Genomic DNA, 25,689 nt, shown 5'->3' with positions numbered 1-25,689 from the left:
ACTGCCCTCACGCTCGGCGGACAACGCCCAATCGCTGCAACCTGCGGCCCGTCCTGTTCCCCAATGGTTGGTTGCTCGTTCGTCTACTTACGACCCGGTACGTCCGGTGGAGCAAACCAGGCGTCCTCACCAAGGGATCCGAGGTAGACGTAGTCGGCGCTGGGGTCCAACGGCGGCGAGAAGAACTCGCTGCATTCGTTGATGTAGATCCGACCGCCCTGGGTACCCTTCGTGCGGGCCAAGCGACGGGCCAGATCCGCTGCGGCGGCCTCGCCGACCTCGTCGGATAGGCGGACCTCCCGCTGGATCCGTCCGCTCGTCAGGAAGTACTTGATGTCGTTGCCGCCAGCCATGAGCGTGTAGGAGACCCCGACGTGCGGTCCGAGCCATGCGTCTCCGGGCTCGAGGTCTTCCGGCGCTTTCGGTCCGATGATCGGGCCGTCGAAGTCGAACTCGAGCGGCGTCTCGTAGATGCCGGCGAAGTAGCACTCACCCCCGGCCGGCACGACCACGTCCTTGAACTCGTTGATGTAAAAGGCGCCCCCCTGTTGTCCGTTGATTTCCGTCTTGACGGCGTTGACCATCTCGACAAGAGCAACGTGGCGGTCGGTTGTCAACAGCGCCCGCTCCCGGTCGCTCACGCGATAGAGCAGGTGCACGACCCAATCGCCGTCACCCGTCTTGATCGAGTACTTCGCGTCCTTGTTCACATTGGACGGGTTCATGCCCGGGTAGACGATCGCCATCAGTTCTCCTCCGCCGACGGCCATGCGAATCCCCCTGGAACCGCTGCCAGAAACCGCCGATCTCCTCCCTCGGTGTACCACGCATGGTCCGCCTCGTTCACATGGAACGTCACGCCCTGCCCGAGAACTGCGCGCCACGCGTCGAGAATCCGTTCCGCGTTGTCGGCGAGCGGGCCACCTTCGGGGCCGACGAGCGCGAACTCGAGACCGCCATCGGGCGCCTTTCGCTCGATCACACCACCCCGTTTCTGTCGGAGTTTGAACGAACCACCGCCCTTCGTCACAGGGCCGGGATAGACGTCGCCGGGCTGCAACTTGTCGACGTCGACATCAGCGGCATCAGTATCATCCTCGACCGCCTCGAACGGCTGCGCGAGTTGACCCGCCACCATGACGACGCCTTCGCCGTCGCCCCTGGTCACGAGTACGAGTCGGTGGATCGGAGAGACCCGGAACCGGCCGCCGGGGCGGCCTCTCACGAGGCGAACCATCTCGTCAACACCCTGCGGATTGGCGATGACCGCGCCCCACCGGTTGGTGACGGTGCCGAGCGTGTCGACGGAGTACTCCTGGCCCACGTAGGACCCGTGCCACTCCATCGGCTCGAGCGACATCTGCGCGCCGAGCCGCTGCCACTCGGCGTCCTCGGACGGACGGGGCGACGCCGGCGGTCCGCCCTGCTCGATCGGACGGGCATCGGGATCGAGTGACCAGAGCCAGTAGTGGTTCGCTCCCTCACCGGTGAGGTCCGCCCAATCCTCCTTCTCGTAGATCACTTCGTCGACGGTGTCGGACACGTAGAGGAGGTGCATCTCGGCCTTCTTCGTCGGTGCTGCGGGATCGAAGCTGCGCCGCAGGACCCGGCCGATGGACTGCACCCGCTGGCGCACACTCGAGCTCGACGCCACCGAGATTCCCACTTCGGCATCGGGAACGTCGATGCCCTCGATGAGGGACTTCACCGAGACGAGAACCGTGGATGCGCCGCTGCGGAAGTCCTCGAGAGCTGCGACCCGCTCTGAGTCGGGCAGTCGGGAATGCTCGAGAGCGACGCCGACCTCGGGCAGCATCCAGGCGAGTTGGTCGCGAAGCGCCGTTGCGTCGTCAACCCGCTCGTGGAAGAAAAGGATCTTGCGCGGCCCGGCCTTCAGCGAGCGGGCCGCAACGGCTCCCGCCACCCGGCCGCGTTCGGCGACTCGGTACAGCATGTCCTTGCGTTGGGCAGTCAGTGTGACGTAGGCGCCAGCTGCCTTTCCGAGCTCGTCGGCTCGCCCTCTGAGTTGACGAGCCCGGGATGTCTCACCACCGAGATTCCGGAGATCGTCAGCCGCGTCATCAACCCGTCGACTCAGCCTGTCGTACTCCTCCCGCTCGGCGGGGTGGAGCGTCAGGCCGTGGTGATGGAGTTCGTAGTCGGGGAGCCAGCCGGCCTTGCGGGCGTCGCGGAGTCCGAACCGGTACACGACGGGACCCAGCAAGCGGCCGACGAGTTGCTCGTCGAACTCGAGCGGCTCGCCGTCGTCGTCGAATTCCTCGCGGTCGGGGGTGGCCGAGAGGCCGAGCCGATACGGGGCCTCGGTGTCGAGCACCCTGGAGAAGGTTGGTGCGCCGGCGCGATGGCATTCGTCGACCACCAGCATGAGCGGGAATGCAGCCCGCGCTTGTTCGGGCAGGTACTTGGCCGCGCTGTTGAGGACGGCAACGAGGACGCGGTGGGTATCGAGCGAATCCTTGCTCCCTCCGCCGAGAAGGCCGATGTCGGAGTCGCGGAGGTCGGTGTGGCGGGTCACGACCCCGATCCACTGGCGGGCGAGGGCTTCGGTCGGGGCGACGATCGCGACCTTCAGGTCGGGGTCGATCTCTGCCGCCGCCGCGATGCACTCCAGGGCGACGAGCGATTTTCCACCACCGGTAAAGATCTCGAGGGTTCCTCGGTGGGGGCGACCCGATCCGTTCTTCCACGCCTCGACGGCATCGCGCTGCCAGTCGACGAGCTCGAATCCCGTCGACGTGATCGAGGTCACGAGGGGACTTCTCCAGGAGCCGCGATCTCAGCGAGCGCTCTCTTCAGTTCGCGGCGAACCATCTGCGGCAATTCCTCGCGCGCCCACTGATCGAGCTCGCTTCGCACCGCTTCACGAACAGCGGATGCCAACTCTTCCCACTCGGGTCGCTCACCCAGAGCGGCAAGCGGCTGGGTCAAACCATCGGGAAGGGGTGGGTCGATCGCGGGGACCGACGTGGCGAAGCTCATCGGTGAATCGGTTGGCGGCATCATTGCTGCACGCACGACCGTCGATGACACGTCCGAGTAGCCCTCCGCGCGGGCGTGGAGATCGGCGACGCTCATCTGCAGAGCATCGGCGATCTTGCGCATCGCCTTCGCCGACGGTTGCTTTGCGCCGTTCTCGATCTCGCTGATGTACGGATAGCTGAGGTCGGAGGCGTCGGCGAGGTCCTTCCTCTTCATCCCCAGATGCACTCGTTGGACGGCGATCGCCTGTCCCAGTCCGTTCTCGGATGTCGTCTCGGCCACGAATTCTTCCTCTAGTCGATGTCGTCTCGGCCACGAATTCTTCCTCTAGTCGAGAAATATATGCTGGCAGTGTTGACAGACGATAATAATGCTGCTAATTTCTGCTCCTGGCAAACTATCGACAGCGGAGGTTACGCCGTGAGACGAGTATATTCGCAAAAGCGTAGAAAGTACAACACCCAGTCGACCGGCGACTCGAAACGCAAGGTAGTCCCGATGAGCATCGTGAGGCCGGTGCCCCTCAGTCGGCTCCTCCCGGGAACCGTGGTCTGGGCCCACATCCCCTTCGCCGACGGCACCGGTGAGAAGTCCCGGCCCGCCGTCGTCATCGCAACCGAGAGCCGCGACATCACCCTTCTCCCGGGCACCACCTCCACCCGCCGGTTCGACCTCCGCAACAGCTACGTCGAGGTCGCCGACCTTGACACCGCCGGCCTGACCCGGCCGACGGGGATCAACCGCCATCCTGTCACCGTCGACAAGATCGAGATCATCATGATCTGCGGCGAGCTGGCCGCGGCCGACGCCGACGGGCTCGGCATCGACCTCCCGTTCGCAATGGCGAGTGGCAACGATGCCGCCTGAGGACTCGGGCACGACCCAGACCATCGAGTCGGTCATGGCCCGACTCGTCGCCGGCGATGGCGATGCGGTCGCCGACCTCTTCGAGCTCGGGGCGACACCGGTTCGCCGGTGCATCCTCGCCACCTTGCAGGAGAAAGGAATCTGGGTCGACCGGGATCGTCTGGACGACATCACGCGCGACGCTCTCCTCGAGCTCGTAAGGATCGCCCCCGGATGGCGCGCCGATGGCGGAGCTGCCCCTTGGACTTGGGCGAGGCACCGGCTCACGAGCCTGGCCTTCGATCGGATCGGCATCCTCGCCGACGAGATCGACGACCTGACCCACCAGGAACAGTCCGGAGCAAGCACCGCTGACGTGGGCGAGCCGGCCGTGGTCGTGCTGCGTGGGCTCGAGGCCGACCACGACGGCGTCCGAATCCTCACCGACGCCCTCGGGCGCATCACGTCGGAACGCAATGCCGCCGTGTGGCTCGACGTGCTGTCCGAAGAGGCCGCCGGCAACCGCTCCCCGGCCGAGACGGTGGCCCAAACCCACGACCTCACAGCGGCGAACGTCCGCAAGATCTGCCAACGGGTCCGCTGCCAACTGCGTGCCCTCGCACAGTCCGAGCCCGATTTCAAGCAGCTGCTCACACTGCGCCCGCTCGCCGCATGACCCTCCCCGACTCCCCAACTTCCCCGAAAGGAACCACCACCTTGTCCTCCGAGACACACCCGTCACCGCCCGAACCGACCAACCTCGTCCTCACCGATGATGGTGAGACCGGCGAGATCCGGTCGTTGACGTTCAAGAACCGCAAGCTGCACCGCCTCCTGGCGACCGAGACCCCGACCGAGCAGGTGCGTCTCGTTGGCGACGCCCTGGACCTCGGCACGGAGATGCTCGACCGGCTGAGCCACCAGGGCGACCTCGACCAACTCGCCCAGGCCGTCACCCGACTCGAAGACGAGGCCAGTCGCATTGTCAAGAACACCGTCGGCGAAGCAGAACGAGCAAGTCAGGGAATCGTGCGACAGCTGACCGAGAGCCTGAGCGACGACGAAGGGCCGTTCGCCGAGATTCTCGGCCGGTTCGACCCGGCTACCGAGGGCAACGTCATCGACATGTTCCGCGACCTGGTCAGCGCGACGATCGCAAAGGCAACCCGTGCTGCGGTCGCCGAGATGACCGACGCGACGAAGGAACACGTGGAGTCGTTGGCCAAGAACGTCGCCATCATCGACAAGGTGGCCGCCGCCGAGGAGGCCCGTCTCAAGGAGGCGGCCCGGGGCACGGCCAAGGGCATCGAGCACGAGATCGACGTCGAGACGCTCCTCGGCGAACTGGTCGGCGCATCCGGCGACGGGCTCGACGACGTCTCGACCGTGGCCGGTCTCGGCGGTTCCAAGAAGGGCGACAAAGTCATCCGGCCGCGGGGTGGTGTTGCGATCGTCACCGAGGAGAAGTGCACGACGGCGATCTCCGAGAACAAGGCCCGCGAGCTGCTCGACGCGTCGATGAGGAACCGTGGCGCGGATCTCGCCATGCTCATCGTCGACCACGAATCGAAGGTCCCCGGCAATCAGCCGTACCACCTGATCGACGAGGACAAGGTCGTTGTCGCTGCGGACCCCATCACCTTGCGACTCGTCTACTGCTTCATGCGGGGCAAGGCGATCGAACTCGCCCAGCGCCGACGCGGCGTCGACGACTCGGCGATCATCGAGACGCTGGACGCGATCTCGGCCGACGTCGCCGAGATGGCCCGGAGCCTCGAGAAGTTCAAGCTCCTGCGCGGCGAACACACGAAGGCGACGAAGGCGATCGGACAGGCCGCCGGCTATGTCGACGAGATCGCCGAGACGCTTGCGACCGGGGTCGCCGCGATCAGCGCACAGATCGACCGTGTCGTCGATGGCGAGGAAGGTCTGGCCGCAGCCTGATGGCGGCGAGCGACGCACAACTCGCGGAGTGGTTCGCCGAGTTCCGCCGCCTTGCCGCCGAAGCCGAAGAGCGATTCGACGCCGGCGACCTGCGGCCTGCCCTGGCCTCGCTGGCCGCGGTGCCTATGGTGCACCAGACGCTCATGGTCCAGTGCGGCGAACTCGTCGACGAGGCCAGCGCCGACGACTCCAACGACGAGGCCTTCGGCACGTACCTGTGAGGCCGGTTCTGAGTGCCCATCGGCTGGGCGAATACCGAACGTCTCCGCTGCAAACGCCAGGAGGCTATTCGCCCCCCACCCACCAGTTGAACTGCTCGATCTGGTCAACCCATTGGTTCTTTGCGCGAACTCGGAGCGACGAGCGGCTCTCCGAGCGGATGACCGGCCACTCGTCGACAACCATCTCCAGACGTTCCTGACCAACCAGCGTGATCCTGCCGTCGACGTAGAGCGTAAACCGGCCACCTCTCGACCCAATGTAGACAGGTGCTCCCGGGAGGACGCGATCGTCCACCCTGAGGTCGAGCTTCTCTCCGGCGAGCGTGACGCAACTCAGTATCGCAACGACATCGCGGTCTCGGGGCGGTCTGAGCTCAACTGAATACCTGAGATCGAAAGCGAGGTTCACAAGGTGGTGCTGCTCGTACATGGGGCTGAACGCCTCGTACACCGTCTCGCTATCGAGGAGTTCTCCTGTCCTTCGATCGTGATACTCGACGACGAACGAGAACGCCGGCCGGTCGAGGTTGAGCTCGGAGACAACATCGTCGACGGTCAAGCCCGACACAACCGACTCTTCCGGTGCCAGAACACCCGGGTCCTTGACGACTTTCGCATCCGGAAACCAGGTCCGAAGCGCCGCAGTGACGTCGCGGGACCGTGACATCCCGCCCACAGCGAGCACGAAGTCGACTTGGGGCGTGAGCTTGTCGAACGAGGTTGCCCGTAGTGTCGCTGTCTCGGCATTTCGAGCGCGGAGGCCTGCCAGCTTCAGCGTTCGCTCCACCGCACGTCGGGCTGCCTCGAGTGGCTCCTGCATGATCTCGGCAAGCACCTTGGCGTCGAGTCGTAGCGGAGAAAGATCGTCGTACCCTCCGCCCACGAGTGTGGAGGCTTCCGTTTCCCCACTCAGTGTCTCCTTCAAGCGGACCGCGGCCCGACCGAGCAGAGCCTCAAACACGTCGTCGCCCCGAAACGCGCCGGATCGATCGACCTGGCTCCACACCCGTCGCGCGATCGCCTTGTCGATTCGGTCGCCCGCGTAACTGTTACCCGACGCCGCGAGGGCGGTGATCCGGGGCGCGGCCCCGCGCTCGACATCGAGAACGGCCACGTCGAGCGTGCCGCCGCCGAAGTCGAAGACCAGGACGCGGCCTTCCGGGTAGCCGTCTCCGTGGACGAAACTGTTCCAGACCCAGGAGACGCCGGCAGCAATCGGCTCGTCGAGCATGTCGCTCGCGCTCGCCTGCAAGCCCGACTCGCTTGCGAGCCGCGCCAAACGCCGCCGAGGCCCTGCCTCCCAGATAGCGGGACATCCGAGCCGAACGCGGCCTCCGGTATCGGCACCCGCACGCTCGGCACGCTCGCGTACATCAGTCAGCACATGGCAGATCAACTCATCAACTGCGACCTTGTGGCGAACGCCCTGCTTGTCGGTGACCGCTACCTGCTCCGCCGCGTTCATCAGGGCGGTTTTGACCGAACGGACGAGGGTCGATTCGCCTGCCGCGTCAGCGTCTTCGCCAACCAGAACTCGATCGGCCGAGATGGACACGAGCGTCGGCATCCATGACCGGTTACGGCCGATCGGCACAAGTCGGCTCGGCCCTCGATGTTGTCTGTTCGCCCAGAGAGTCGTTGTCGTGCCGAAGTCCAGCCCGGTGATGCCCACTCCGCCCCCTTATCCGCTCCTGCCGTCCCGTACTGATCCGTACCGCACAACCGTGACATCCCCAAATCGATCCGTGACATAGGCGGGCTCGACAACCACGACCAAGTCCCGTGTCCCGTCATCGAGTCGCCGGAAGAGCTCAGGATCGAACTCTTGCTCCGAGCCGGCTCCGCCCTCGACGCGAATACCTGCGGCACGCAGAGTGCCGAGCGATGCTTCGGCCGCCCGCAGCTCTGCCGGGCTCTTCTCGCCGAACCTCCGGACTTCCTCGGCGACATCGACCGCGATCCGAGCCGCGTCTAGCCAAGCCTGGCGAAGTTGTGCCGACGTTGCCGCTGTCGCACCACCGACGTCGGCTCGCAGCATCTGCTCGGTCGCTTCCAAGCGTGCTCGTGCCTGCGCGAGCTCGGCCGCTTGTCGCTCGATCTCCGCGGCGAGTTCCTCCTCGCGGATGACGGCGTCGGCTTCGCGTTCGCTTAGGGCACGGGCGGCGTCGTCAGCTACAGAATTGACGGCTGGCGACACGAGCCGATCGTGGATCCTCGCGAGAGCGGTCGTGGACATCAGAACCCCTTCGAGTGCCCGCGCGACACGCTCCGGGTCAGCGAGCTCGAGGATCTGCGGTGCACCGAGAAGGTCGCCGAGCATGCGCGCGTTCGACTTGTAGAGCTGACGATTCAGGTGACGCGACAGCCCTCGACGAGCCGCTCCGACAGTAAGCAACTCGCGGAACTCCGGGTCGTCATCATGAACAAGAGAGGACAACTCCGCAATCGAGACGCCCGCCCATGTATCGAGCGGTTCGACCAGCTCCCCCGCCGGCGAGGTCGCTGCCCACGCGAGCATCTTCAGGCGGAAACCTCCAGGGGAGAGCGGCAAAGTCGACCCGACACGGACAATGAGCGCTCCTCGGGCGCCAGCAGCCTCGCCACGCAACAGCCCCTGAGCTGCCGCTGCGGGCAGTGCCAGGCGTTCGAGCGTTTCGTCGATCGCCGCATGGGCTTTGCGTCGCCGCTTGTTCGGTTCCTCAGTCGTTCGTTCGAGAGAGGCGATCTGGATGACCAGACTCGATACATCAGTTGACAACGGCGCTGCGAGCAGCCCCAAACGACTGATACTCCGCTCCGCTTCGGCCCACTGCTCTGGGCTCACTGGCGACTGCTGCCCCATTGAAAGAAGAAGCGCGCCGAAATAGGACGTCATCGCCGGATCAGGGTCGTAGCCCAACTCAGCGATGCGCTTCGCCGCAACCCGTGCTGCTTTCACGCCGTTGGACCGCAGCAGGACCGCAACAAGACCAGCCTCCGAGGTCATGCGTGAGGAGACCAGCTGCATGACCTTCTGATCGAATTCGAGGATCACCTCAGCCGTCGCAGTTTCGACGGGCGCCGCTAGGAGCAACGCCACAACCCCGGCCTGCGGCGCCGAGAGTCGACCTTCATCGGCCAACGCCTGAAGCGAGACCTGATCCTCCGCAGAGTCCTTGGTGACGACCTGCTCGATCAGTCGCGCGAAGTCCTCGTCGGAGACGGCTCCGTCATCCAGGCGAATGTGTCCATCCTCGAGGACGAGCCCGGTGGGCGACAGCGCGTCAGGAAGCGCGGCTGACCACTGCTGCACATCCCCTGGGGAGCACCCAAGTTCCCCGAGGAACTTCACGGCCTGGTCCAACGGCATCGGGGAGTGATCCAGAAGAAGCCGCTCCGCAATCTCAGCGGGTGACTCGCGGACGAGCCGCTGCAACGCACGCTGGTCGGTGACGCTGAGCACACGCAGCGAACGATCGTCCAAGTAGCGGTACCCGCGTTCGAGAGTCGTCCGCCCCGACGAGTTCCCGACGACGAGCTTGCGTCCCGGCAGCCGCTCGACGACGCGCGCCACCCCCGTCTTCTTGTGAAACACCCACTCGTCAGCCACCTGACGAATCTAGGACCTCGAGCCCGTCAGATGCGCCGCCACGGCGGCGATGTCGACACCGACCGGCAGACGGAGGCTGATCCGTATTCGCTTGTGGTTGTTTCCACCGCTTGGCTTGGCGTCGGGCGCGCGAGCGATCCCTCGCTGCTCGGCCGTGATCCTCCTTCTCAGGCCCGCGAGGTCCCGCTCCTGTGTCAGCAGGATCGGATAGCTCAGCGGAAGGCGCCGCAGTTCAGGGGCGAGCTGCCTGCTCGGGCCGGAATCGACGTCGACCGCCTCGATCGCAGCGCCAAGATCCGCCAATCGCCTCAGCAGCAACTCCAACGCCGGGAAGTAGTCAACATTCGTCGCGCGCAGCGAGCGTCTTCCGCCGTAGCGGGCGTGGAGAATCAGGTCAACGCCGCTCTCGTTCGTCTCCAAGTCGAATGTTGCGTCCAGCTGCGGGCGGAGTCTTTGAAACTGCACGTTGCTCTCCTATGGCCGACAGGATTCGACGAGTTGCGCGAGGTCGTCCTCCACTAGGGACTCGACCACGACCGTCGTCATGACGTGGTTGAGATTCTTCAGGGTTTCACGCCGCTCGCCTTCGTCGGCGTGCTCCAGGAGCCTGGCCGCTACGACCGCGAGGGGTGCATACAAGCCGAGGTTTCGTTCGAACACCGCTGAGTAGAAGTCCTGGTTCCCCAGCACGACGTCCGACCAGCGATAGCCATCTTCGGGCGTCCACAGCGTCTGAGCTGCCCAGAACAATCGACCGACCGCATTCCGACTCATCCCGTTGAGCGAACCACCTCCCAAGAAACGCTTCTGCGCCGCAGGCTTCTGGAGAAGCTCCGGATCGTCTGACAAGCCTGGAATCCAACGCGCGGACGTGTACTCGGCGAACGGCACCGTTGTCATCCATTGCCACAACCGTTCATCCACAAGTACCCGTTCATCGATTTCATTCAGTACCCCGTGCAGCTCTCGCGCCAGCTGAGTATCCGAGCTCGGAGGCACCGGACCCGCCGCCGAGCGTTCGCGCCATGAAGCCACAATCGCGTCGAACTCATCGACGTTGGCGACCGGCTCGCTAAGTGGCAATTGCTTCTCCAGCACCACCTTCGGGAGGACGTGAGGAGACAAGCGCTGCACGTATCGACGAATTTCCATCTGTCAATCCCCGATCAGTCGCATCTCTTTGACCAAGCCGTCATAGGACTTCCGAGTCCCCAGACGCTCCTGAATTGCCCTCGGAACCGCGTTGACGAGAAGAAGCCCGAGCCCGTCCGCCAGGTCGTCGACGACTCGGTCCACCGCCTGTTCCGGATCAGATTCGCCTGTGAGGGAAGGCGCCCAGTCCCTTAGCACGACCGCCCGCCACCCGCCGACCTCGTCAAGAACCGCTGTGGCGTCTGGCGGCTGCCCGGACCTCTCGAGTTCGGCCTTCGCCTCCAGGGCTGCGGCCGCCGCGTCTCCGAGCAGTGAGGTCCAAACCTGGTGCACGATCTGCATGAACACTGCATCGCGGATCTTCGCTGGGCGGCCACGTGGCCCCTTGTTGCTCAGGATCTCGTACAGCATCCGAATGCCGCTGTTGAGGAGAATCACCGGAGGCTCCGCGTCGTCCAAAGCGAAGATGTGCTCACGCTGGTCCTGCAGCTTTGGGTCGCTGGCGAAGTCCCGCCACTCAACTTCAAGTGATGCTCCCGGCGCAGTCTGAGGCTCATCGAAGTGAACCCGAACCGGGTCTGCTTCACCGAGCAGCTCCCCGATTTCGAAGGCTCTACCGGGCTCCGGCTCGGCGACGTCGACCGAGCGGACGACCCGCACAGTGAGCTCCACCAGGCCGCGGTGTCGAGCCCGCGGAAGGTCGAGGTCGAAGACCGTCGTCTCCTCTACTGGGCAGCGCTCGATGCAATCACGCCTCCGGCTAGCGATCGATCGAGCGAGGAGAACCACCGAGCAGGCGTCCCTCACAGACTCTCCCGGCGATAGACATTCGGCGAGCCGAGCGGTGTCGATCTCAACCTCCAGCCGGAGCGATGCAATCGGCCCAACACTCTGCGCGTCGAGACTGCCGTCCGGGCGTTCGCCCAGTTCGTCTGACACAGCTGTCACCGAGATCTCATCGCCCACCAGAGTTCGGTACGGGTAGATAACAGACGCGGTCACGAGAAAGACTCCCCAGGTTTGAAGCGGGCATCGAGTCGAACCCGCGTACGAGTCGAGACCATCGGTTCCGCACCCGTCGACTCAAGTCGCACTGTGACGCGCTGGTCGCCATCAACGACCAGAAGTGCTCGGCCGTCTTCGACTTGAAGCGTTGCGGCACCTTCCACGCTCGCCTCGGCAATGTCGAGGCGGGACCCACGACCGCTCTCGGCATCAAGGAACAATTCAAGACGTGCGGTCCAGATGCCGCTGCCCTTCGCATGGTGGAGGTCCGCCAGCACGTGCCAGACCTGCCCAACGAGGGAACCGCTCCGCACACTCGTCGCGAAGCGGTGTTCGGACCGGGACCCACCGCCCGTACCCGTGCCGATCCGAAACAGCTTGCGGAGCGCCTCGGGTCCAGACTCGCCGGTGGGCGGTATCGCGAAGAGGGCCTCGTCAATTGCCGCCTGAATGTCATCCTCGAGCCGCTTTAGGCGGGTGCCCGCACCCGCTTCATAAAGCTCACGCTGACGCTTGGTTCCGGCCACCCATTTGTCATGCGCCGGTGGTTCGCACGCGCGAAGGAATCGGTCCGCTGCCTTGTCCGACTCCGACGAGCCTGAGGCCAACCCAGCGGATAGAACGGCGTGGAACGTGTGCTCCCCGTTGCGGTGTCGTGGTGAGCGCCAGTACTGGACGACCATTCCCGCACCGCGAATCAATGCGACATGGTTCTCCCAGCGTTCCGCGTCCTCCGAGGTCGCGGAACGGATTCGAAGGCGCGCATCGGCCTCAGTCTCAGGCGAGGCCGGCGAGGGCCCGACGCCTTTGGAGGCCGGCACGCCAATCGTCACAACACGCTCGGCACACTGTCCCGGCGTTCGGGCATCGGGCGTCGGGCTCGGATCGCCCATCGCTTCGGCGAACGGTCGCACCTCAGACGTGAGGCCGACGACGTTGTCGGCCACGACCTCGTCATCGTGGAAGACACGGACTCTTACGCCGAGAGATCCCTTCGTCAACGCGGGCCAGAACCATCGACTCGCTGACGCCGCGATGTCCTCCCCGATCTCGACCAACGGTCGGTCCTCGTCCGACAGCGGCTCGTCCAGATCCACTACGAGAATCGAAGTCCCAGGCTCAGGGCTCCGACGGGCAGTCTCGAGCGCCGCCGCAGCGGACTCAGCAGCCTCGTCCCACATGGAAATGGCTCGTGCGGGGATATCCGGGTCCGGCTGACCGAACCACCCAGGCCCGTCCCACGGTTGCGACGAAGCATCGTCGTGTGATGGAAACTCCGCCTTGGCGAAAAAGCGATGCCTGTTCTCGTCGTGACCTTCTCCGATGATGCTGTGGAACAAGACCACGGAAACGCCGGAGAAGGCCCAGAGCACCGCCTTGCCCAAACCATGGCTGCCGCCGCGATCGAGGTTGCTTTCTGAAGTGTCGAGGACGTTGCGACAGAGGGCCTGAAAGTTCTCGCCGTCCTGGTCCTCGCCGCCCACTAGGCCGCGGGTTCCCCGGTCGGCGATCCGCAGCAACCGCAGAGGCCGCTGCTCGACATCTCGGAGTTCTCGCGCGATCCGTGCCGCGGTCGGCGATGACCCGCCGGCGATCCCCGAGAGGTGATCGCGAAGCGTCTCCCAGTGGAGTGCCTCTAGGAACGCCGCTTTCCGTTCGCCGGAGAGTTGGAGGAGATCGAAATCGACCTCTGATCTAGAGGCTCCCGGAAGGCGCTGATCATGTGAGTTCTGAAGGACTTCACGGACGAAAGTGTCCACCGTCTGATCAAAGACATAGTCCGCTGGGAGCCCCCCCTTTCGAGCGCCCGACGGTGGTAGAGGATCGAAAATCCACTTCATCTGTATCGCCTCCGGTGCCGGACCATACGTTCTCGCCATGCCGCCGTCCATGTAGGCCCTAGGCGTGACACATCGAGCCGAACTAGCCCCTTCCGGAGACGACGCTTGCGGTTGACTCATGCACCGACAGAGACTCATCCAGTGCGGAACACCCCGACTTCGCAGCAGGTCAGCCGACAGATGAGTCGCATGCCGGTCGCCGGCTCCGACCCGGAACTCGCCCTACGTCGGGAACTACATCGACGCGGCCTTCGATACCGAGTGAACCTCAGGGGGCTACCCGGCACCCCCGACGTTGCATTCACGAGAGCACGCTTGGCCGTCTTCGTTGACGGCTGCTTCTGGCACGCCTGCCCGGACCACGCGACTCTGCCGAAGAACAACCGCGCTTGGTGGCGGGCGAAGTTCGAGGCCACTAGAGAGCGCGACGCCCGCAAGACCCGAGAGCTCGAAATGCTTGGTTGGCAGGTGGTCCACGTGTGGGAGCACGACGATCCCAGGAAGGCGGCGGACGAGATTTACCGACTCTGGAGGAGACGGGTCGATCGCGCTGTCAGTGCACCTAACTAGTGTCGTGTCAGAACCTGGAGGAACGATGAGCAGCAAGAGGATCGAACTAACACCGTCCGCTGGTCGGTTGACGAATTCGCTTCGCGACATCGGCTACGAGTTTGTGACCGCTGTTGCCGATCTTGTCGACAACAGTGTCAGTGCCGGCGCCTCGACGGTCGACGTTCTTATCGACTTCCGAGGCTCCGCGTCCCGCGTTCTCATTGTCGACGACGGCGAAGGAATGACCGCCGCCGGCCTTGACGAGGCGATGCGGTTCGGAACCCGCCGCAACTACAGCCTCAACGAGCTCGGCCGCTATGGCCTCGGACTCAAGACAGCCTCGATATCTCAATGCCGTCGCCTCACCGTCATCTCCCGGCGGGCCGCGGCGCGGCGACGCCTAACCACCCGTGTGCTCGATATCGACCATGTTGAGGAGAGCGACAGCTGGGAGGTCCTCGACGCCGCGACACCTGCAATCCGGGACTTCGCAGCGGAGACGCTGGCGGAGGCGCCAGGAACCGTCGTCGCCTGGGAGCGATTGGACCGAGTCCTGCCGGAGCGGAATCCGGAGGGTGGTTGGGCCCGACGGAGGCTCGACACGTTGGCGGACCGCACCTCCGAGTATCTCGGCATGGTATTCCATCGGTACCTGGCCGACTCGGCCAGCGCTGACCGCCTCGTCCTGACGGTAAACGGCGAGAAGGTGGATCCATGGGATCCCTTCGCTCCCACGGAGCCCGGCACCATCTCGCTCCCAGGCACCGTGCTCGAGATCGAGTTTGAAGGCGTGGCGGGGTTCGTTACGTTCAATCCGTTCGTCCTCCCACCGCGGAATCGCTTCTCCTCCCAGGAAGCATTCGACCACTACAGCGGTCCTCAGAAGTGGAATCGTCAACAGGGCCTCTACGTCTACCGCGCCGGCCGGCTCATTCAGGGTGGGGGCTGGAGCGGCATCCGAGCGATCGATGAACACACCAAGCTGGCTCGCGCCTCGCTGGAGTTCGACACGAATCTCGACGATTTGCTGCAGACAAACGTTGCCAAGATGAGGGTCAACGTCCCAGCGTCGATTCGGTCGCAGCTTGAACGACCGGTGAAGGAACTCTGCCAGGCCGCGGAAGAGGTCTATCGCCAAGCTTCCGTTCTGCGGGAACGAACCGCCCCGTCCGACCGCCCGGCGAGCCACCAGATGGGTACCGCCGGCGCATCACTGCTCGCCGCGGCGATGGCTACCGGCGACTACCCGGCGTTGGAGCGAATCATGACCGAGCTCCGGGCGACCGACGAAGAGCTCGCTACGGCTCTGGGCTGGTAAGTGCCACCAACGACTGCTGGACCGGCAGATCCGCAGCCATGACGCAGTCGGCCTCCAGCGGACAGTGAGCGCAGTCGGTCTTGGCGGGACCGCAGACGGTCTGCCCGATCTCGAGGAGGGCAAGGTGAGCCTCGTGTGAGAGATCGTCGCCGCCGATCATCGCCGCGACCGCAAGCCGGCCGTCGCTGAGCTTGTTGCGTTGGTCAACCGAGGTTCCCTGGTAACGGGCGGCAACACGTAGGACGGCCTGGTTGACGATCACGGGATCGTCGGACGATCCCGGAACGATGCGAGCAGCGAGTGTCGCCAAGGCGGGGCTCACATTCGGTGCCTTTGCCAACGCATTCGACGGGCCCTCTGGGTCGAGCCCGTCCGGGTTCTCAATGAAGTACGCCGCTGTTTCGACTAGGTCATCGACACGGGGCCCACGCCCGAGGACGGTCGCTATCCGTCGTAGGGGCCCCTCGTTCTCAAGGGTCTGCTGGGGCGTCGCGCAGGTGAGCGTGGCCTTGTACGCCGCGCCGAGCTGATCGACGCCGAGTCGCGGCCACAGGATCTCGCACTGGAGCACCACCCATCGGCTCGGGGCGTCTAGCCAAGGCACGCCACCGCGCGTCGATTCCATGAACCAGCGCGCGAGCCGCAGACCCACCTCGGATCGCGAGTGCGGGATCTCGTGACCCGCCTCCAAGCTCCTTCGGATGGCAGTCCCTAGCTCAAAACCAAGGCGCGGCGGAACAGCATTGCCGATCTGACGGAACGCAGCGGTCGGCGGACCAGAAAAACGGATGTGGTCGGGGAACGTCTGAATCCTCGCCGCCTCACGGACGCTGATCGTTCGGTGCTGCTCAGGATGGATGTACCAGTAGCCGTCCTTCGCAATGTGGGCCGTGATCGTCCGACTTAGATCGTCGTAGTCGAGCCGCTTGTACTTGTCGTCGAAGATGTCGTGCCTGTAGCGCCGCAACTCAGGGTCGATGTCGGAGTACTTGGTCTTCGAGTCCATGTTCTCGAAGATCTGAAGATCGTCTTCGCGGACTGGACGGGTGATGTGGTCGAACAGCTTCCCATGCTCATCAGTGCGTACGTGCTCCCGCATCATCTCCTGAAAAGAAGTCCGCGGTCCGTCGTAGTCCGCCCATCCGTCCGCACCCCCCTCGGGACGCCATCCGCCATCAACCGGGGGGAGATCTGAGATCGCATTCCCAAGCGTCACGATTTGCGCGTGTTCGGCTGGCCATTCGAACTGCACTCGGTCCGCGAGCGCGACGAGAATCAGCCGTTGACGATGCTGGGGGACGCCGTACCGCCACGTGTCGACCACCCTTGTCTCGACGGAGTAGCCCAGGTGTTCTAGCTCGTCCGCCATCGTGCGAAGGATCAGCATGTCCCGATCGAGTGCCATGTCCGGCACGTTCTCCATCAGGACCGCCTGAGGCCTGGCGATCGAAACGATCCGGAGAAAGCTCTGCCAGAGCTCGCTTCGCTTGTCACGCGCGTCACGTCTGCCAGTGCGGACAAGGTCACGAAGACCGGATCGGCCGGCCTTGGAGAACGGCTGACAGGGTGGACCTCCAGCAACCAGTTGGATCCCGAGATCGCGGATCAACTCGCCCGTCCGTTCGACGACCGCCTCATCGCCGAGATCCCAGTTGGCGCTCAGCCCGGGGTGATACGCCCGATGCGTGGCAAGGGCATCCTCGTCGTTGTCGACGCCAAGTATCACTGTGTAGCCGGCATCGGCGAGCCCAAGGCTGAGTCCGCCTGCACCACAGAAGAGATCCGCGGCTAGCGGACCGCTCGCTTGCAAGGCGACGGCCGGAAGCTCTTCGACGTCGTCGACTGCCTCCGCGTGACGCGGCAGTACCACGAACGGTCCTCGCACGAGCTTGACCCCGTACGCGCCCTTCTCGACTGCTGTCTTTGCCACGCCACCTCCTCGGACGACCATAGTCAGCCGATGTGACGGTCACCGGCCACAGAGCCTTCCCATCGACTCGCCGGGTTGTTCCTCTGGTAGCGGCTCGATTTCCACTAGTGCAGTGGGAATTGCGCAACTACCTAGACTCCGCCCGCTACTTCCAGTAGTTGGAGTATTCGACATCGTCCTCGCCGAGGATGGCATAGGAGAGCTTCAGGGCGACGTCCTCGAACGACTCCTTGATGTTCTGGTTCTTCTCAAGGGCAAGTTTCACCGCCGCCATCTGCTTGTCCCTGTCGAACCGGGCGGTCCAGACGGGGTGGCGGCAGATGTTTGCGACGCTGGCTTCGATGCGGTCTCGTTGTTCCTTGTTCGGTTTCCCGGCGAGCATCTCCTCCTGGGTGATGAGTTCTCGGCGGTAGATTGCCCCGAGTAGTTCGGCCAGGTACTGGAGTGAGCCCTGCTTGAAGACTCGGCGTCGGGTCTCCTTCTGTTGCTCGGACAGTTGGCCTCCGCCCGGCTCGACCAACGAGTCGATGACCATGTTGAAGAGCCAGACGATGTTCTCGACCTCCTCCACCCGCCGGTCCGTCGAGTCCACGAAGGGCAGATCGAGTTCCTTGAGATACACCATCTTGTCGAGGATCTTGCTCTTGACCATGTTCTCAGTCAGGCCAAAGTCCTCCCCACCGACGTCCTTCTGGGCGACGTACTTCATCAGCCGGAAGTCCTGGTCCTCCACAACCCTCTGGATGAGGGCAGCCTTGAAAGCCTGGCGGGCACGATTTCTTTCAGGACCAGCCGGCATCCACGCAATGAAGCCCTTTTCCGTGCCGGCCTCCCCCGCCTGAGCGACCGCAGTCTCGTACTCGCCGACCTTCGCCTCCCACTCGTCTGACATCTTCGCCGCGAGTTCGAAAGCGGAAAGTGGAAGCTTCTTGATTTTCGCTTGAATCGAGTTGACGAGGAAGTTCGCGTCCGCGACGTCAAGGTCGAGATAGAGCTTCACCACCACGCGGGTCTTCTCGAGCATCCACGACGCTACGGTCTTGTGCTGCCCGTCGAACATCAGCAGTGGCCGGAGTCCATCCTTGCCTTCAGGACCGAGTCGACAGCTGGGTGGTTCGTGCAGCGGATTGTGCAGGAGATCGTTGTAGATCGAGAAGGCGTGTCCGTATCGAATGATGCGAGGCTGGACCTTGTCGTCATTGAGGAGAGCCACGCGGGGCACCTCCACGAAGGAGTACCGAAACTCTCGCGCTGGCGCGGAGTCGACGTAGATGGGCGCTTGCGTCTTGGAACCATCCGCGAACTCCACTTCCACAGCATCGTCGCCGATGGCGACAGCTGAGGGCTTTGGCTCGATGTCGAAGTGGGAGGTGACCCCGTCGTAGCGGATCCTGCCCCCGTTCTCCCGGATGAATCGCTTGAGGCGCAGGTACGGCCGGATCTCAGCAGTGGTCAGCGATCGCTTTGCGCGGTTGCACTCCTGGTGGGCGAGCAGGAGATTCTTCAGTTCGTTCGGCCCGCCTTCCGATTCGGGCTGGTCATGATCAGCCTCCAGCACGTCGGCGGCGGGGTTCATCTCGCCATCACACAGTCCGCAGATCTTGGCCTGGCGGTCCAAGAGAAACTTCCCGACCTTGTCGCTGTCATCGCGCTCACCCTCTGGCAGCTTGTTGATGAGCGTCTTGCTGATGTTGTACGGCATCGAAGCCGACTGTATCGAACGGCCGACCGAGGTGACGGGCCGACGCTCAGCAGCTCGTCGGCCTGGCTAGAAGTTCCGCGAATCGCTCCGCTCCAAACAGTCCGAGCCAGCGTCGGCCAGCCCAGACTCCGGCGCGATCCCCTGAGCGAGTGCGGCACGACCTGCGCCATCGTCTCGCAGGGATCGTCGGGCTGCCGGCGTCGACGGTGCATCGAGTCCTGGTCCGGCACGGTGTGAATCGGTTGCGTCGGATGGACCCGCAACCGCCACGAAGCCACTGCTGAGCGCGACTCGTTCCGAGGAGAAGAACCCGTCGAATCTTGCGGACCGACGCAGCGGAGAGCTTGCCGGATCAACGTGGGAAGCCGATTCAGCCAGATGACCGCTGCGTAGAGCGTCGCACGCGGCCAACCGGTTTCAGCCTCCTTCCAGCTCGGCTCGCCACTGGTCGTAGATCGAACGCGTTCTCGCCGGCGTCGCGGTCGGGAGCTCGCTGTCGTCCAGGCGGTTGAGGTGGGCGAAGGCACTGGCGATGGCCTCGTTGGTCACTCCGGCATCGAGCTCCTTGGCCCATCGGATGCACTGCTCGCGTCCGAGAGTGGCTTGGAGAGCCTCGAGGTCGGTGAAATCGCGCCCTTCGGAACGGTCGAGGATGGCGAGCACTTTCCGGGCGCGAGATCGGGTTCGGCGAGCATGGGGATGTCGTCGATGACCTCAGTGGGGAAGAGCCGAGGAGAATCGACCGCGAGATCGATCTCGACCTCCTCACCGTCCTTGACTGCAATCAGCCGGACGAACGTTTCGTGGCTGCGTACGACGGTGACCGTCCAGCCGTCTTCGCTCAGGCGCGTGGCGAGCACGCGCGCGAGCGGGCGCACGTCGCCCGGTGTCGGTCCGGCCTTGGCACCGGCGAAAGCGTCGATGTCTCGGGTCGGTCGCTCGATTGTGCCGTGGGCGAGCAGAGCGGCACCGCCGGCGAGAGCGAAGCCTTCGGCCTCGGGCAGTCCGAAGAGGCAGCGGGCGACTTCGAGCTGAGGCGGAGCGAGCTTCGTCACGCTGCTGGCCGCTCCGTGACTGCCGTTCGACCGAGCGGCACTTGCCAGGCTGCGCGGAGCGGGCGGGGGACGACCAGCTCGTCGAACGATTCGGCGAGGAGCAGCCCATCAACGATGGACTCGATGTCGTCGGGTCCGCCTTCTCGAAGCACGATCTCGTACGCCCTCAGACGTTGGCTCCGATCAGACAGGTCGAATGTCCGAGGAGGTCCACTCCACCAGAGATGGGTCGACGTCGTGATGGTACGGAACGCTTGGTGGATCGGCAGCCGCCACAGCGCGGACGGCACCGGGTAGGGGCGGAGTGTGTTCGTCCAGGTCCACTCGACGAGTGGCTCGACGCTGAGCCTGTATCCGACTGCCTGCAGAAGACGCTCGATTGTCGAGGCCTTGGGCTCGCGCCGTCCAGCTTCGTAGGCCGCGATGTTCGGGCGCGCGATACCTGTTCTCTCCGCCACCTCGATTTGGGTGAGGCTCGCCCGTTCTCGAGCTTCCTGAAAGACCTGGGCGAAGTTCATCGAACGTATCGTAAGCGATACATTGACCGATGACAACGGTTCGGCAATTGGCGTCATCAGTTCATGGAACGCGGTCGCAAACCGCTCCGCGATCGGCGGCAGCTCGACGAGCAGGAAGTCCGTGGCCGAGGCTCGCCGTTCGGGCCGCGTTCACTGCCGAGTTGGGTGTCAAGAAGTTCGAGGAAGCGCTCGTCGACCTTGACCGGCCGCCGCGTGTTCACGGCTCGGTGGTAGTCGCTGCCTCGTCGTCGGCGATGTGGGCGCGTATATCGGAGCGCGCACGCTCGAGAAGCTCCGGCGGGACCGCGTGCACATCCGTAACGATGCCAGCGTTGACAACGTCGTGGCGTTCGTTTGGCGTCATCGCCAGGAGTTCATCTGTGGTCCAGATCGTGCCTTCAGGCACAGCGTTCACGATAGCTCCTTGGTCGAGTGGCTGACTGAGTCCATCTTCTCCAAGGGGGGTGACACGCGTCGAGAAGCTTCGCCAGCGTCTTTGTGGTGGGCGACTCGCGGCCCGATTCGTAGGCGCTCACCTTCGGTTATGCCACGCCGGACAGGCGAGCGAGCAGCGACTGTGCGTACCCGGCGCGTTCTCGCGCTCGCCGAAGCAGTCGACTCTCACTCCGGCGGGACACGAGTCCGTCGTTCGGAGAGCTCGGAGAGCTCAGAGTGTTCGGACTGGATCCGGTGACCACGCGGGCCACCGAGGTTCGTAGTCGGGGACGCCGTAGCGGTAGGAGCCGACCTCGAGCGGGCCCGCGTCTGCGGAGTTGTCGTAGAACACCGCACGATGGCACAGCGGCACTGCGGCCACGACAAGCGGCCAGAGGCGCTCGTACCGCGTCTCGAGCTTCTCGGCCGGTACGCCGTGTCCTCCGTTGGCGACACGAGCGGCGACTCGGGGCCCAGACAAACGGAGAGGGATCATGACCACGTGCAAGACGACGTCGTAGCCAGATGAAGAAGCGGTCGCGACCAGGTCGACCTTCGACTCATGCGAGAACACGGTTTCGGTGCAGAAGTCGAGGCGGGCGGCGATGAGCGCGTCCCGCGCCTTCGCGGCGATCTCCGCAGCTTTGTAGGCCTCCGTTGTTTCCGCGCCCGGGAATCGCTCGCGTGCGATGCGGTCTGCGTTGACGAAGGGCAGACCAGGCCGGTCAGGGGCGATCACTTGCTCGTAGAGCGTGGTCTTTCCTGCGCCGTTCGGTCCTGCAATCAGGTCGAGACGGCTCACAGGAGCCGACGAGTACCGTCTGGCGCGATCTCGACGAGTGCGCCGTCGTCGTCGATCGACACCGTCACGCGACCCGCCTTGCGCGCGGCGGGCCCGAATCGCTGGTCGGCGACACGCTCCGCCATCCGGGCATCGATCGACGCGTGGGCGGTTGTTCGGTCGTGCGGGTCGAGGGTCGAGAACTGGGCGTCACCGGCGACGACGGCCAGCACACGTCGGCTGGTGGCGGACGCCGCCCGCTCGACTTGCATGCCGAGCCTGACCCAGTAGTTGATCTGCTCAGCTGTCGTCCGGTTCTCGGCGGGCGCCACCGCGGCAGCAGCCGCCGCAACGTCCGCGTTCACTCGGGTGGGGGTCGAGGCACCCTTTGCCATCAGAATCTCCTGTACTGGACTGATACGACTGTAGCAGGATGCTACGCCCCAACCAATCGCTGCTGTGTCGCGGTGTTCTCACACCGACCGATGCGATCGCTGTCCCTCGAGTCTCGCCACCGCAGCAACGGACTCCCATGTCACACCCGGCGCATAGGTTCTCGGTCACTTCCCCTCGTGCACTCCGATCCGAGGGAACACATGTCTGTCGACGAACCTGTACGCCTCCGTCTCCACCGGCGCCTGTCCGAGCTCCTTGACGCCGAACTGGCCGATGCCATGATGGAATCCATGCCGCCCACGCGTTGGGACCAACTCGCCACCAAGGACGACCTTCAACGTCTCGACGCGAGAACCGAACGCATCGAACGGACCCTCGTCGACCACGGCGAGCGGTTCGAGCATCTCGACGCGAGAACCGAACGTCTCGAAAGCCTCATGGCTGCCCAAGGCGAACGTCTGGAGAACCGGATCGATGCGCTCGGCGAACGTCTCGACGCCCGTCTCCACAGCTTCTCCGGTGAGATGGCGCTGCTCGAAGGGCGGCTGTCGGTGCGCTACGCCGAGACGACTCGCATGATTGTCTTCGCCATGATGACGCTGTTCGTCGGCGTCGTCGCGGTGATGGCCACCACCCTCGCCTGACCCGGCGCAGCCGGCCATGGACGCGCCATCGCGCGGCCTCCCCGCGGAACCAGCGCCGTCGTTTCGCGAGTGGTGGGCCGAGTTCATCACAACGAGAGTCGGCGTCCGACCGGCGACCCGCCGTCGCGACGAGTCGATCTTCCGGTGTCATCTCGAGCCGTCCTTCGGCGACGTGCCCATCGACGAGATCGGGTTCCGCGACGCCCAGCGGTTCGTCGCCGAGCTCGCGGCAACCGACCTGGCCCCTCGCACCGTCCGCAAGGCCGCGGGGCTCCTCGCCCAGAGTCTCGACATCGCGGTGCGGTCCCGGGTGCTCGAACACAACCCGGCGAGGGGGCTCTCGCTGCCCCAGGTGCCCCACAAGGAGCCCCGGTTCCTCGACGCCGCAGAGGTCGAACGGCTCGCCGCCACGATCTCGGCGGCGTATCGCACCTTCGTCCTCGTCGGCGCCTACGCCGGACTCCGCCACGGCGAACTCGCGGCCCTCCGGGCCCAGCGGGTCCACCCGACGACCGCCACGATCGACGTCACCGAGACGCGGACCCTCGGCCCCGACGGCACGCCGACCTTCGGACCGCCGAAGTCGCGCGCCGGTCGCCGGACGGTCCCGGTCCCGGCCTTCGTGATGGACGCGCTCGTCGCCGACATCTCGGACCGGGGCATCGGACCGACCGAGCTGATCTGGACCTCACCGAACGGCAACCCACTCGGCGACGCAAACTTCCGACGACGCGTCTGGAAGCCGGCCACCGAAGCCGCCGGACTCAGCGGACTCCGGATCCACGATCTCCGCCACACGTGTGTCGCGATGTGGAGCCGTTCGCTGGCGTCACCTCGTGCCGCGGCCAAGTGGGCCGGCCACTCGAACCCGGCGCTGATCCTCGGGGTCTACGGCGGCGTCTTCGAGGACGAGAGCGATGCCGTCATGCAACGGCTGGGCGAGTACGCGGCACCCCGTCGGAGTCCGGCTCACGGCTCCGTCGACGTCACACCCTCGCCGTAGCGTGGGCTCCACCACTTCCCCTCGTGATTCCCATGATGAGAGGAAGCCATGGCCGCAAGTGAGAGCACTCGACTTCGCATCCGCCAGTACCTGATCGAGGTGATGGACGAGGAGGCTGCCGATGCCATGATGGAGTCCATGCCCCCGATGCACTGGGACGAGCTCGCGACGAAGGACGACATCGCGCGCCTCGACGGCCGGATCGACGGGCTCAGCGAACGCGTCGACGGGCTCAGTGAACGCGTCGACGGGCTCAGCGAACGCGTCGACGGGCTCAGCGTCCGCATGGACACGCTCGGGGAGCGCATGGACACCTTCAGCGAGCGGATGGACACGCTCGGGGAGCGCATGGACACGTTCGGCGAGCGGATGGACGGCGTCCATCAGAGCCTGACCGTGCGCATGGACGACATGGCCACCGACATCCGGCTGCTCGGCCGAGCCGTCACCGTGGGCGCGGCAACGATCGCCATCACCCTCGCCGTGTTCATGATCGGCACGATCGCGTCGCTGATCGCGGCCGGCGCGTTCAGCTGAGAACCAGTCGAGAGGGCGTCCCCGCGGGGACGTCGGCCGACGATGTCACACCCACTCGACAGCATGTGACCATGACCACCAACCACCGATCCTTCGACCCGCCCGCCGAAGACCTCGCCGGTCTCGAGAAGCAACTCATCGAGCTGCTCGCCCACCACTGGGCCCGCGGTTGGATGCCCGCCGACATCCTCGCCGCCGTCGCGGTGCGACAGCCGACCCGTTGCGTGGCGATGACCGCCGGCTTGATCCTGCTGCAACACGAACGCGCCGGCTACGACGACCGGCTCACGCCCCGATGGTGCGAGCAGCTGGCGTCCGTGCGGGCCGTTGCCGGCGACGGTGACTGGCTTCGCTCCGACCAGCTCGGCCGGCTGTACTCCGACGCGATCAACGTGTTTCTCGAGCTGCGTTTCCTCCCCCCACTGCTCGTCCTCGGCCCCGCCCCCGGCGAAGCAGCCGCCGGCCGGGTCCGCCGCCGCAACGCCGACGCCGACCCGCACGACCCGGCTCCGGTGGACGAGGACGTGTTGCGCCGCGTCCGGGGGCTGCTGGCGAAGGCGGAAGCGAGCGAGTTCGACGCCGAAGCGGAGGCGTTCACCGCGAAGGCCCAAGCGATGATCGCCGAGTACTCGCTCGCCGACGCGCTCCGCACAGAAGAGTCCGGAGCCGACACCGCACCCGACGCCATCCGCCTCGCCGTCAGCCGGCCCTACGAGCGCGAGAAGTTCGGTCTGCTGTCCATCATCGCCCGGGCGAACCGCAGCCGGGCCGTGTTGCACCAGCACCTCGGCCTCGCCACGGTGTTCGGGTTCGCCATCGATCTCCGCGCCATCGAGCTGCTCTACACATCGCTGCTCGTCCAGGCGGTGCAGGCGATGCAGACCGCGAAGCCCGATCACCGCACCACCGCCGCGGAGACCAAGGCGTTCCGCCGCAGCTTCCTGGACGGCTTCACCTTCCGCGTCCACGAGCGGCTCGAGCAGGCATCGTCCACCGCATCGGCGCAGACCGAGGCCGCCCACGGGTCACCGCTCGCCCCGGTACTCGTGCGTCGCGAAGCAGCCGTCGAGGCGGCGGTCGAGGACGCGTTCCCGCGCCTGTCGAAGCTGCGGGCCGGCCGGGGCGCCTTCAGCGACACCGGCTTCGGTGCCGGCATGAGCGCCGCCGACCGCGCCGATCTCGGCGTGCGCCGGCCGCTCGCGTCCTAACGGGTGCCCGCC

The 25,689-nt window shown here is 65.1% G+C and carries 27 protein-coding genes; 10 read left to right on the top strand and 17 right to left on the bottom strand.

The features are described from left to right. Nucleotides 1–83 precede the first annotated feature (83 nt). Genes R8F63_00700 through R8F63_00690 form a run of 3 tightly spaced genes read right to left on the bottom strand, consistent with a single transcriptional unit; the run spans nt 84 to nt 3,282 of the window. A complete protein-coding gene (locus R8F63_00700; protein MDW3217101.1) occupies nt 84–746 on the bottom strand; it encodes a hypothetical protein in 663 nt (220 codons plus the stop codon). Beyond that, complete coding sequence (locus R8F63_00695; protein MDW3217100.1) at nt 746–2,770, bottom strand: DEAD/DEAH box helicase; 2,025 nt, start codon at nt 2,768–2,770, stop codon at nt 746–748. Before R8F63_00695 ends, R8F63_00700 begins: the two co-directional genes overlap by 1 nt. Next, nucleotides 2,767–3,282, bottom strand: a complete 516-nt coding sequence (locus tag R8F63_00690; GenBank protein ID MDW3217099.1) for a helix-turn-helix transcriptional regulator — start codon at nt 3,280–3,282, stop codon at nt 2,767–2,769. The genes R8F63_00695 and R8F63_00690 overlap by 4 nt, the downstream gene beginning before the upstream one ends. A gap of 216 nt (nt 3,283–3,498) precedes the next feature. Here R8F63_00690 and R8F63_00685 point away from each other — a divergent pair, with 216 nt between their 5' ends. From R8F63_00685 to R8F63_00670, 4 genes are read left to right on the top strand one after another with little or no spacing between them, the layout of a single operon-like run. Then, nucleotides 3,499–3,867 carry a hypothetical protein gene (locus R8F63_00685; protein MDW3217098.1) on the top strand — a complete coding sequence of 123 codons (369 nt, stop codon included), beginning with the start codon at nt 3,499–3,501 and terminating at the stop codon, nt 3,865–3,867. Beyond that, the gene (locus tag R8F63_00680) at nt 3,857–4,522 is read left to right on the top strand and encodes a hypothetical protein (protein MDW3217097.1); all 666 of its coding nucleotides are present in this window, start codon (nt 3,857–3,859) and stop codon (nt 4,520–4,522) included. The genes R8F63_00685 and R8F63_00680 overlap by 11 nt, the downstream gene beginning before the upstream one ends. Before the next feature lie 41 nt (nt 4,523–4,563). Further along, a complete protein-coding gene (locus R8F63_00675; protein ID MDW3217096.1) occupies nt 4,564–5,790 on the top strand; it encodes a hypothetical protein in 1,227 nt (408 codons plus the stop codon). Further along, a complete protein-coding gene (locus R8F63_00670; GenBank protein MDW3217095.1) occupies nt 5,790–6,011 on the top strand; it encodes a hypothetical protein in 222 nt (73 codons plus the stop codon). The genes R8F63_00675 and R8F63_00670 overlap by 1 nt, the downstream gene beginning before the upstream one ends. 64 nt (nt 6,012–6,075) lie before the next feature. Here the strand turns inward: R8F63_00670 and R8F63_00665 are convergent, their stop codons facing one another. From R8F63_00665 to R8F63_00640, 6 genes are all read right to left on the bottom strand, one after another. Continuing rightward, nucleotides 6,076–7,578 (bottom strand): Hsp70 family protein, encoded by a 1,503-nt coding sequence (locus tag R8F63_00665; GenBank protein MDW3217094.1) that lies wholly within the window; start codon nt 7,576–7,578, stop codon nt 6,076–6,078. A 114-nt stretch (nt 7,579–7,692) separates the two neighbouring features. Then, nucleotides 7,693–9,600: a hypothetical protein gene (locus tag R8F63_00660; protein MDW3217093.1), complete on the bottom strand. Its 1,908-nt coding sequence runs from the start codon at nt 9,598–9,600 to the stop codon at nt 7,693–7,695. Between the two features lie 9 nt (nt 9,601–9,609). Then, nucleotides 9,610–10,065, bottom strand: a complete 456-nt coding sequence (locus R8F63_00655) for a hypothetical protein (protein ID MDW3217092.1) — start codon at nt 10,063–10,065, stop codon at nt 9,610–9,612. A 9-nt stretch (nt 10,066–10,074) separates the two neighbouring features. Beyond that, nucleotides 10,075–10,752 (bottom strand): DUF6339 family protein, encoded by a 678-nt coding sequence (locus R8F63_00650; protein MDW3217091.1) that lies wholly within the window; start codon nt 10,750–10,752, stop codon nt 10,075–10,077. A gap of 3 nt (nt 10,753–10,755) precedes the next feature. Continuing rightward, nucleotides 10,756–11,718: a hypothetical protein gene (locus R8F63_00645; GenBank protein MDW3217090.1), complete on the bottom strand. Its 963-nt coding sequence runs from the start codon at nt 11,716–11,718 to the stop codon at nt 10,756–10,758. 32 nt (nt 11,719–11,750) lie between these two features. Further along, nucleotides 11,751–13,517: a hypothetical protein gene (locus R8F63_00640; GenBank protein ID MDW3217089.1), complete on the bottom strand. Its 1,767-nt coding sequence runs from the start codon at nt 13,515–13,517 to the stop codon at nt 11,751–11,753. 222 nt (nt 13,518–13,739) lie between these two features. On the opposite strand from R8F63_00640, the gene R8F63_00635 reads away from it, so the two are divergent. After that, the gene (locus R8F63_00635) at nt 13,740–14,168 is read left to right on the top strand and encodes a very short patch repair endonuclease (protein MDW3217088.1); all 429 of its coding nucleotides are present in this window, start codon (nt 13,740–13,742) and stop codon (nt 14,166–14,168) included. Between the two features lie 25 nt (nt 14,169–14,193). After that, the gene (locus tag R8F63_00630) at nt 14,194–15,468 is read left to right on the top strand and encodes an ATP-binding protein (protein MDW3217087.1); all 1,275 of its coding nucleotides are present in this window, start codon (nt 14,194–14,196) and stop codon (nt 15,466–15,468) included. Here R8F63_00630 and dcm read toward each other — a convergent pair. The 8 genes from dcm to R8F63_00590 form a co-directional block, all read right to left on the bottom strand. Next, complete coding sequence (gene dcm / locus R8F63_00625) at nt 15,449–17,398, bottom strand: DNA (cytosine-5-)-methyltransferase (protein MDW3217086.1); 1,950 nt, start codon at nt 17,396–17,398, stop codon at nt 15,449–15,451. The genes R8F63_00630 and dcm overlap by 20 nt on opposite strands. A gap of 145 nt (nt 17,399–17,543) precedes the next feature. Continuing rightward, nucleotides 17,544–19,100, bottom strand: coding sequence for an HNH endonuclease (locus tag R8F63_00620; protein MDW3217085.1), 1,557 nt, complete (start codon nt 19,098–19,100; stop codon nt 17,544–17,546). A gap of 417 nt (nt 19,101–19,517) precedes the next feature. Next, nucleotides 19,518–19,649 (bottom strand): hypothetical protein, encoded by a 132-nt coding sequence (locus tag R8F63_00615; protein ID MDW3217084.1) that lies wholly within the window; start codon nt 19,647–19,649, stop codon nt 19,518–19,520. Continuing rightward, a complete protein-coding gene (locus R8F63_00610) occupies nt 19,646–20,155 on the bottom strand; it encodes a nucleotidyl transferase AbiEii/AbiGii toxin family protein (protein ID MDW3217083.1) in 510 nt (169 codons plus the stop codon). Before R8F63_00610 ends, R8F63_00615 begins: the two co-directional genes overlap by 4 nt. Then, entirely contained in the window at nt 20,152–20,673 is a 522-nt protein-coding gene (locus tag R8F63_00605; protein MDW3217082.1) for a helix-turn-helix transcriptional regulator, read from the bottom strand. The genes R8F63_00610 and R8F63_00605 overlap by 4 nt, the downstream gene beginning before the upstream one ends. 217 nt (nt 20,674–20,890) lie before the next feature. Beyond that, nucleotides 20,891–21,079, bottom strand: a complete 189-nt coding sequence (locus R8F63_00600) for a hypothetical protein (protein ID MDW3217081.1) — start codon at nt 21,077–21,079, stop codon at nt 20,891–20,893. Between the two features lie 261 nt (nt 21,080–21,340). Beyond that, nucleotides 21,341–21,910 (bottom strand): zeta toxin family protein, encoded by a 570-nt coding sequence (locus R8F63_00595; protein MDW3217080.1) that lies wholly within the window; start codon nt 21,908–21,910, stop codon nt 21,341–21,343. Next, nucleotides 21,907–22,284, bottom strand: coding sequence for a hypothetical protein (locus R8F63_00590; protein ID MDW3217079.1), 378 nt, complete (start codon nt 22,282–22,284; stop codon nt 21,907–21,909). The genes R8F63_00595 and R8F63_00590 overlap by 4 nt, the downstream gene beginning before the upstream one ends. A 201-nt stretch (nt 22,285–22,485) precedes the next feature. Here R8F63_00590 and R8F63_00585 point away from each other — a divergent pair, with 201 nt between their 5' ends. The 4 genes from R8F63_00585 (at nt 22,486) to R8F63_00570 (ending at nt 25,677) form a co-directional block, all read left to right on the top strand. Continuing rightward, nucleotides 22,486–22,929 carry a hypothetical protein gene (locus R8F63_00585; protein MDW3217078.1) on the top strand — a complete coding sequence of 148 codons (444 nt, stop codon included), beginning with the start codon at nt 22,486–22,488 and terminating at the stop codon, nt 22,927–22,929. A gap of 16 nt (nt 22,930–22,945) precedes the next feature. Next, nucleotides 22,946–23,932, top strand: coding sequence for a tyrosine-type recombinase/integrase (locus tag R8F63_00580; GenBank protein MDW3217077.1), 987 nt, complete (start codon nt 22,946–22,948; stop codon nt 23,930–23,932). A 48-nt stretch (nt 23,933–23,980) separates the two neighbouring features. Further along, nucleotides 23,981–24,469: a hypothetical protein gene (locus R8F63_00575; protein ID MDW3217076.1), complete on the top strand. Its 489-nt coding sequence runs from the start codon at nt 23,981–23,983 to the stop codon at nt 24,467–24,469. Nucleotides 24,470–24,540: 71 nt separating this feature from the next. Continuing rightward, on the top strand, nt 24,541–25,677 hold the full coding sequence (locus R8F63_00570) for a DUF2786 domain-containing protein (protein MDW3217075.1): 1,137 nt from the start codon (nt 24,541–24,543) through the stop codon (nt 25,675–25,677). The last annotated feature ends 12 nt before the right edge of the window (nt 25,678–25,689 follow it).

The organism is Acidimicrobiales bacterium (assembly GCA_033344915.1).
Lineage (GTDB): Bacteria > Actinomycetota > Acidimicrobiia > Acidimicrobiales > Aldehydirespiratoraceae > JAJRXC01.
The sequence above is the reverse complement of the archived record's forward strand: the minus strand, read 5'-3'. Positions and strand labels throughout refer to the sequence as shown.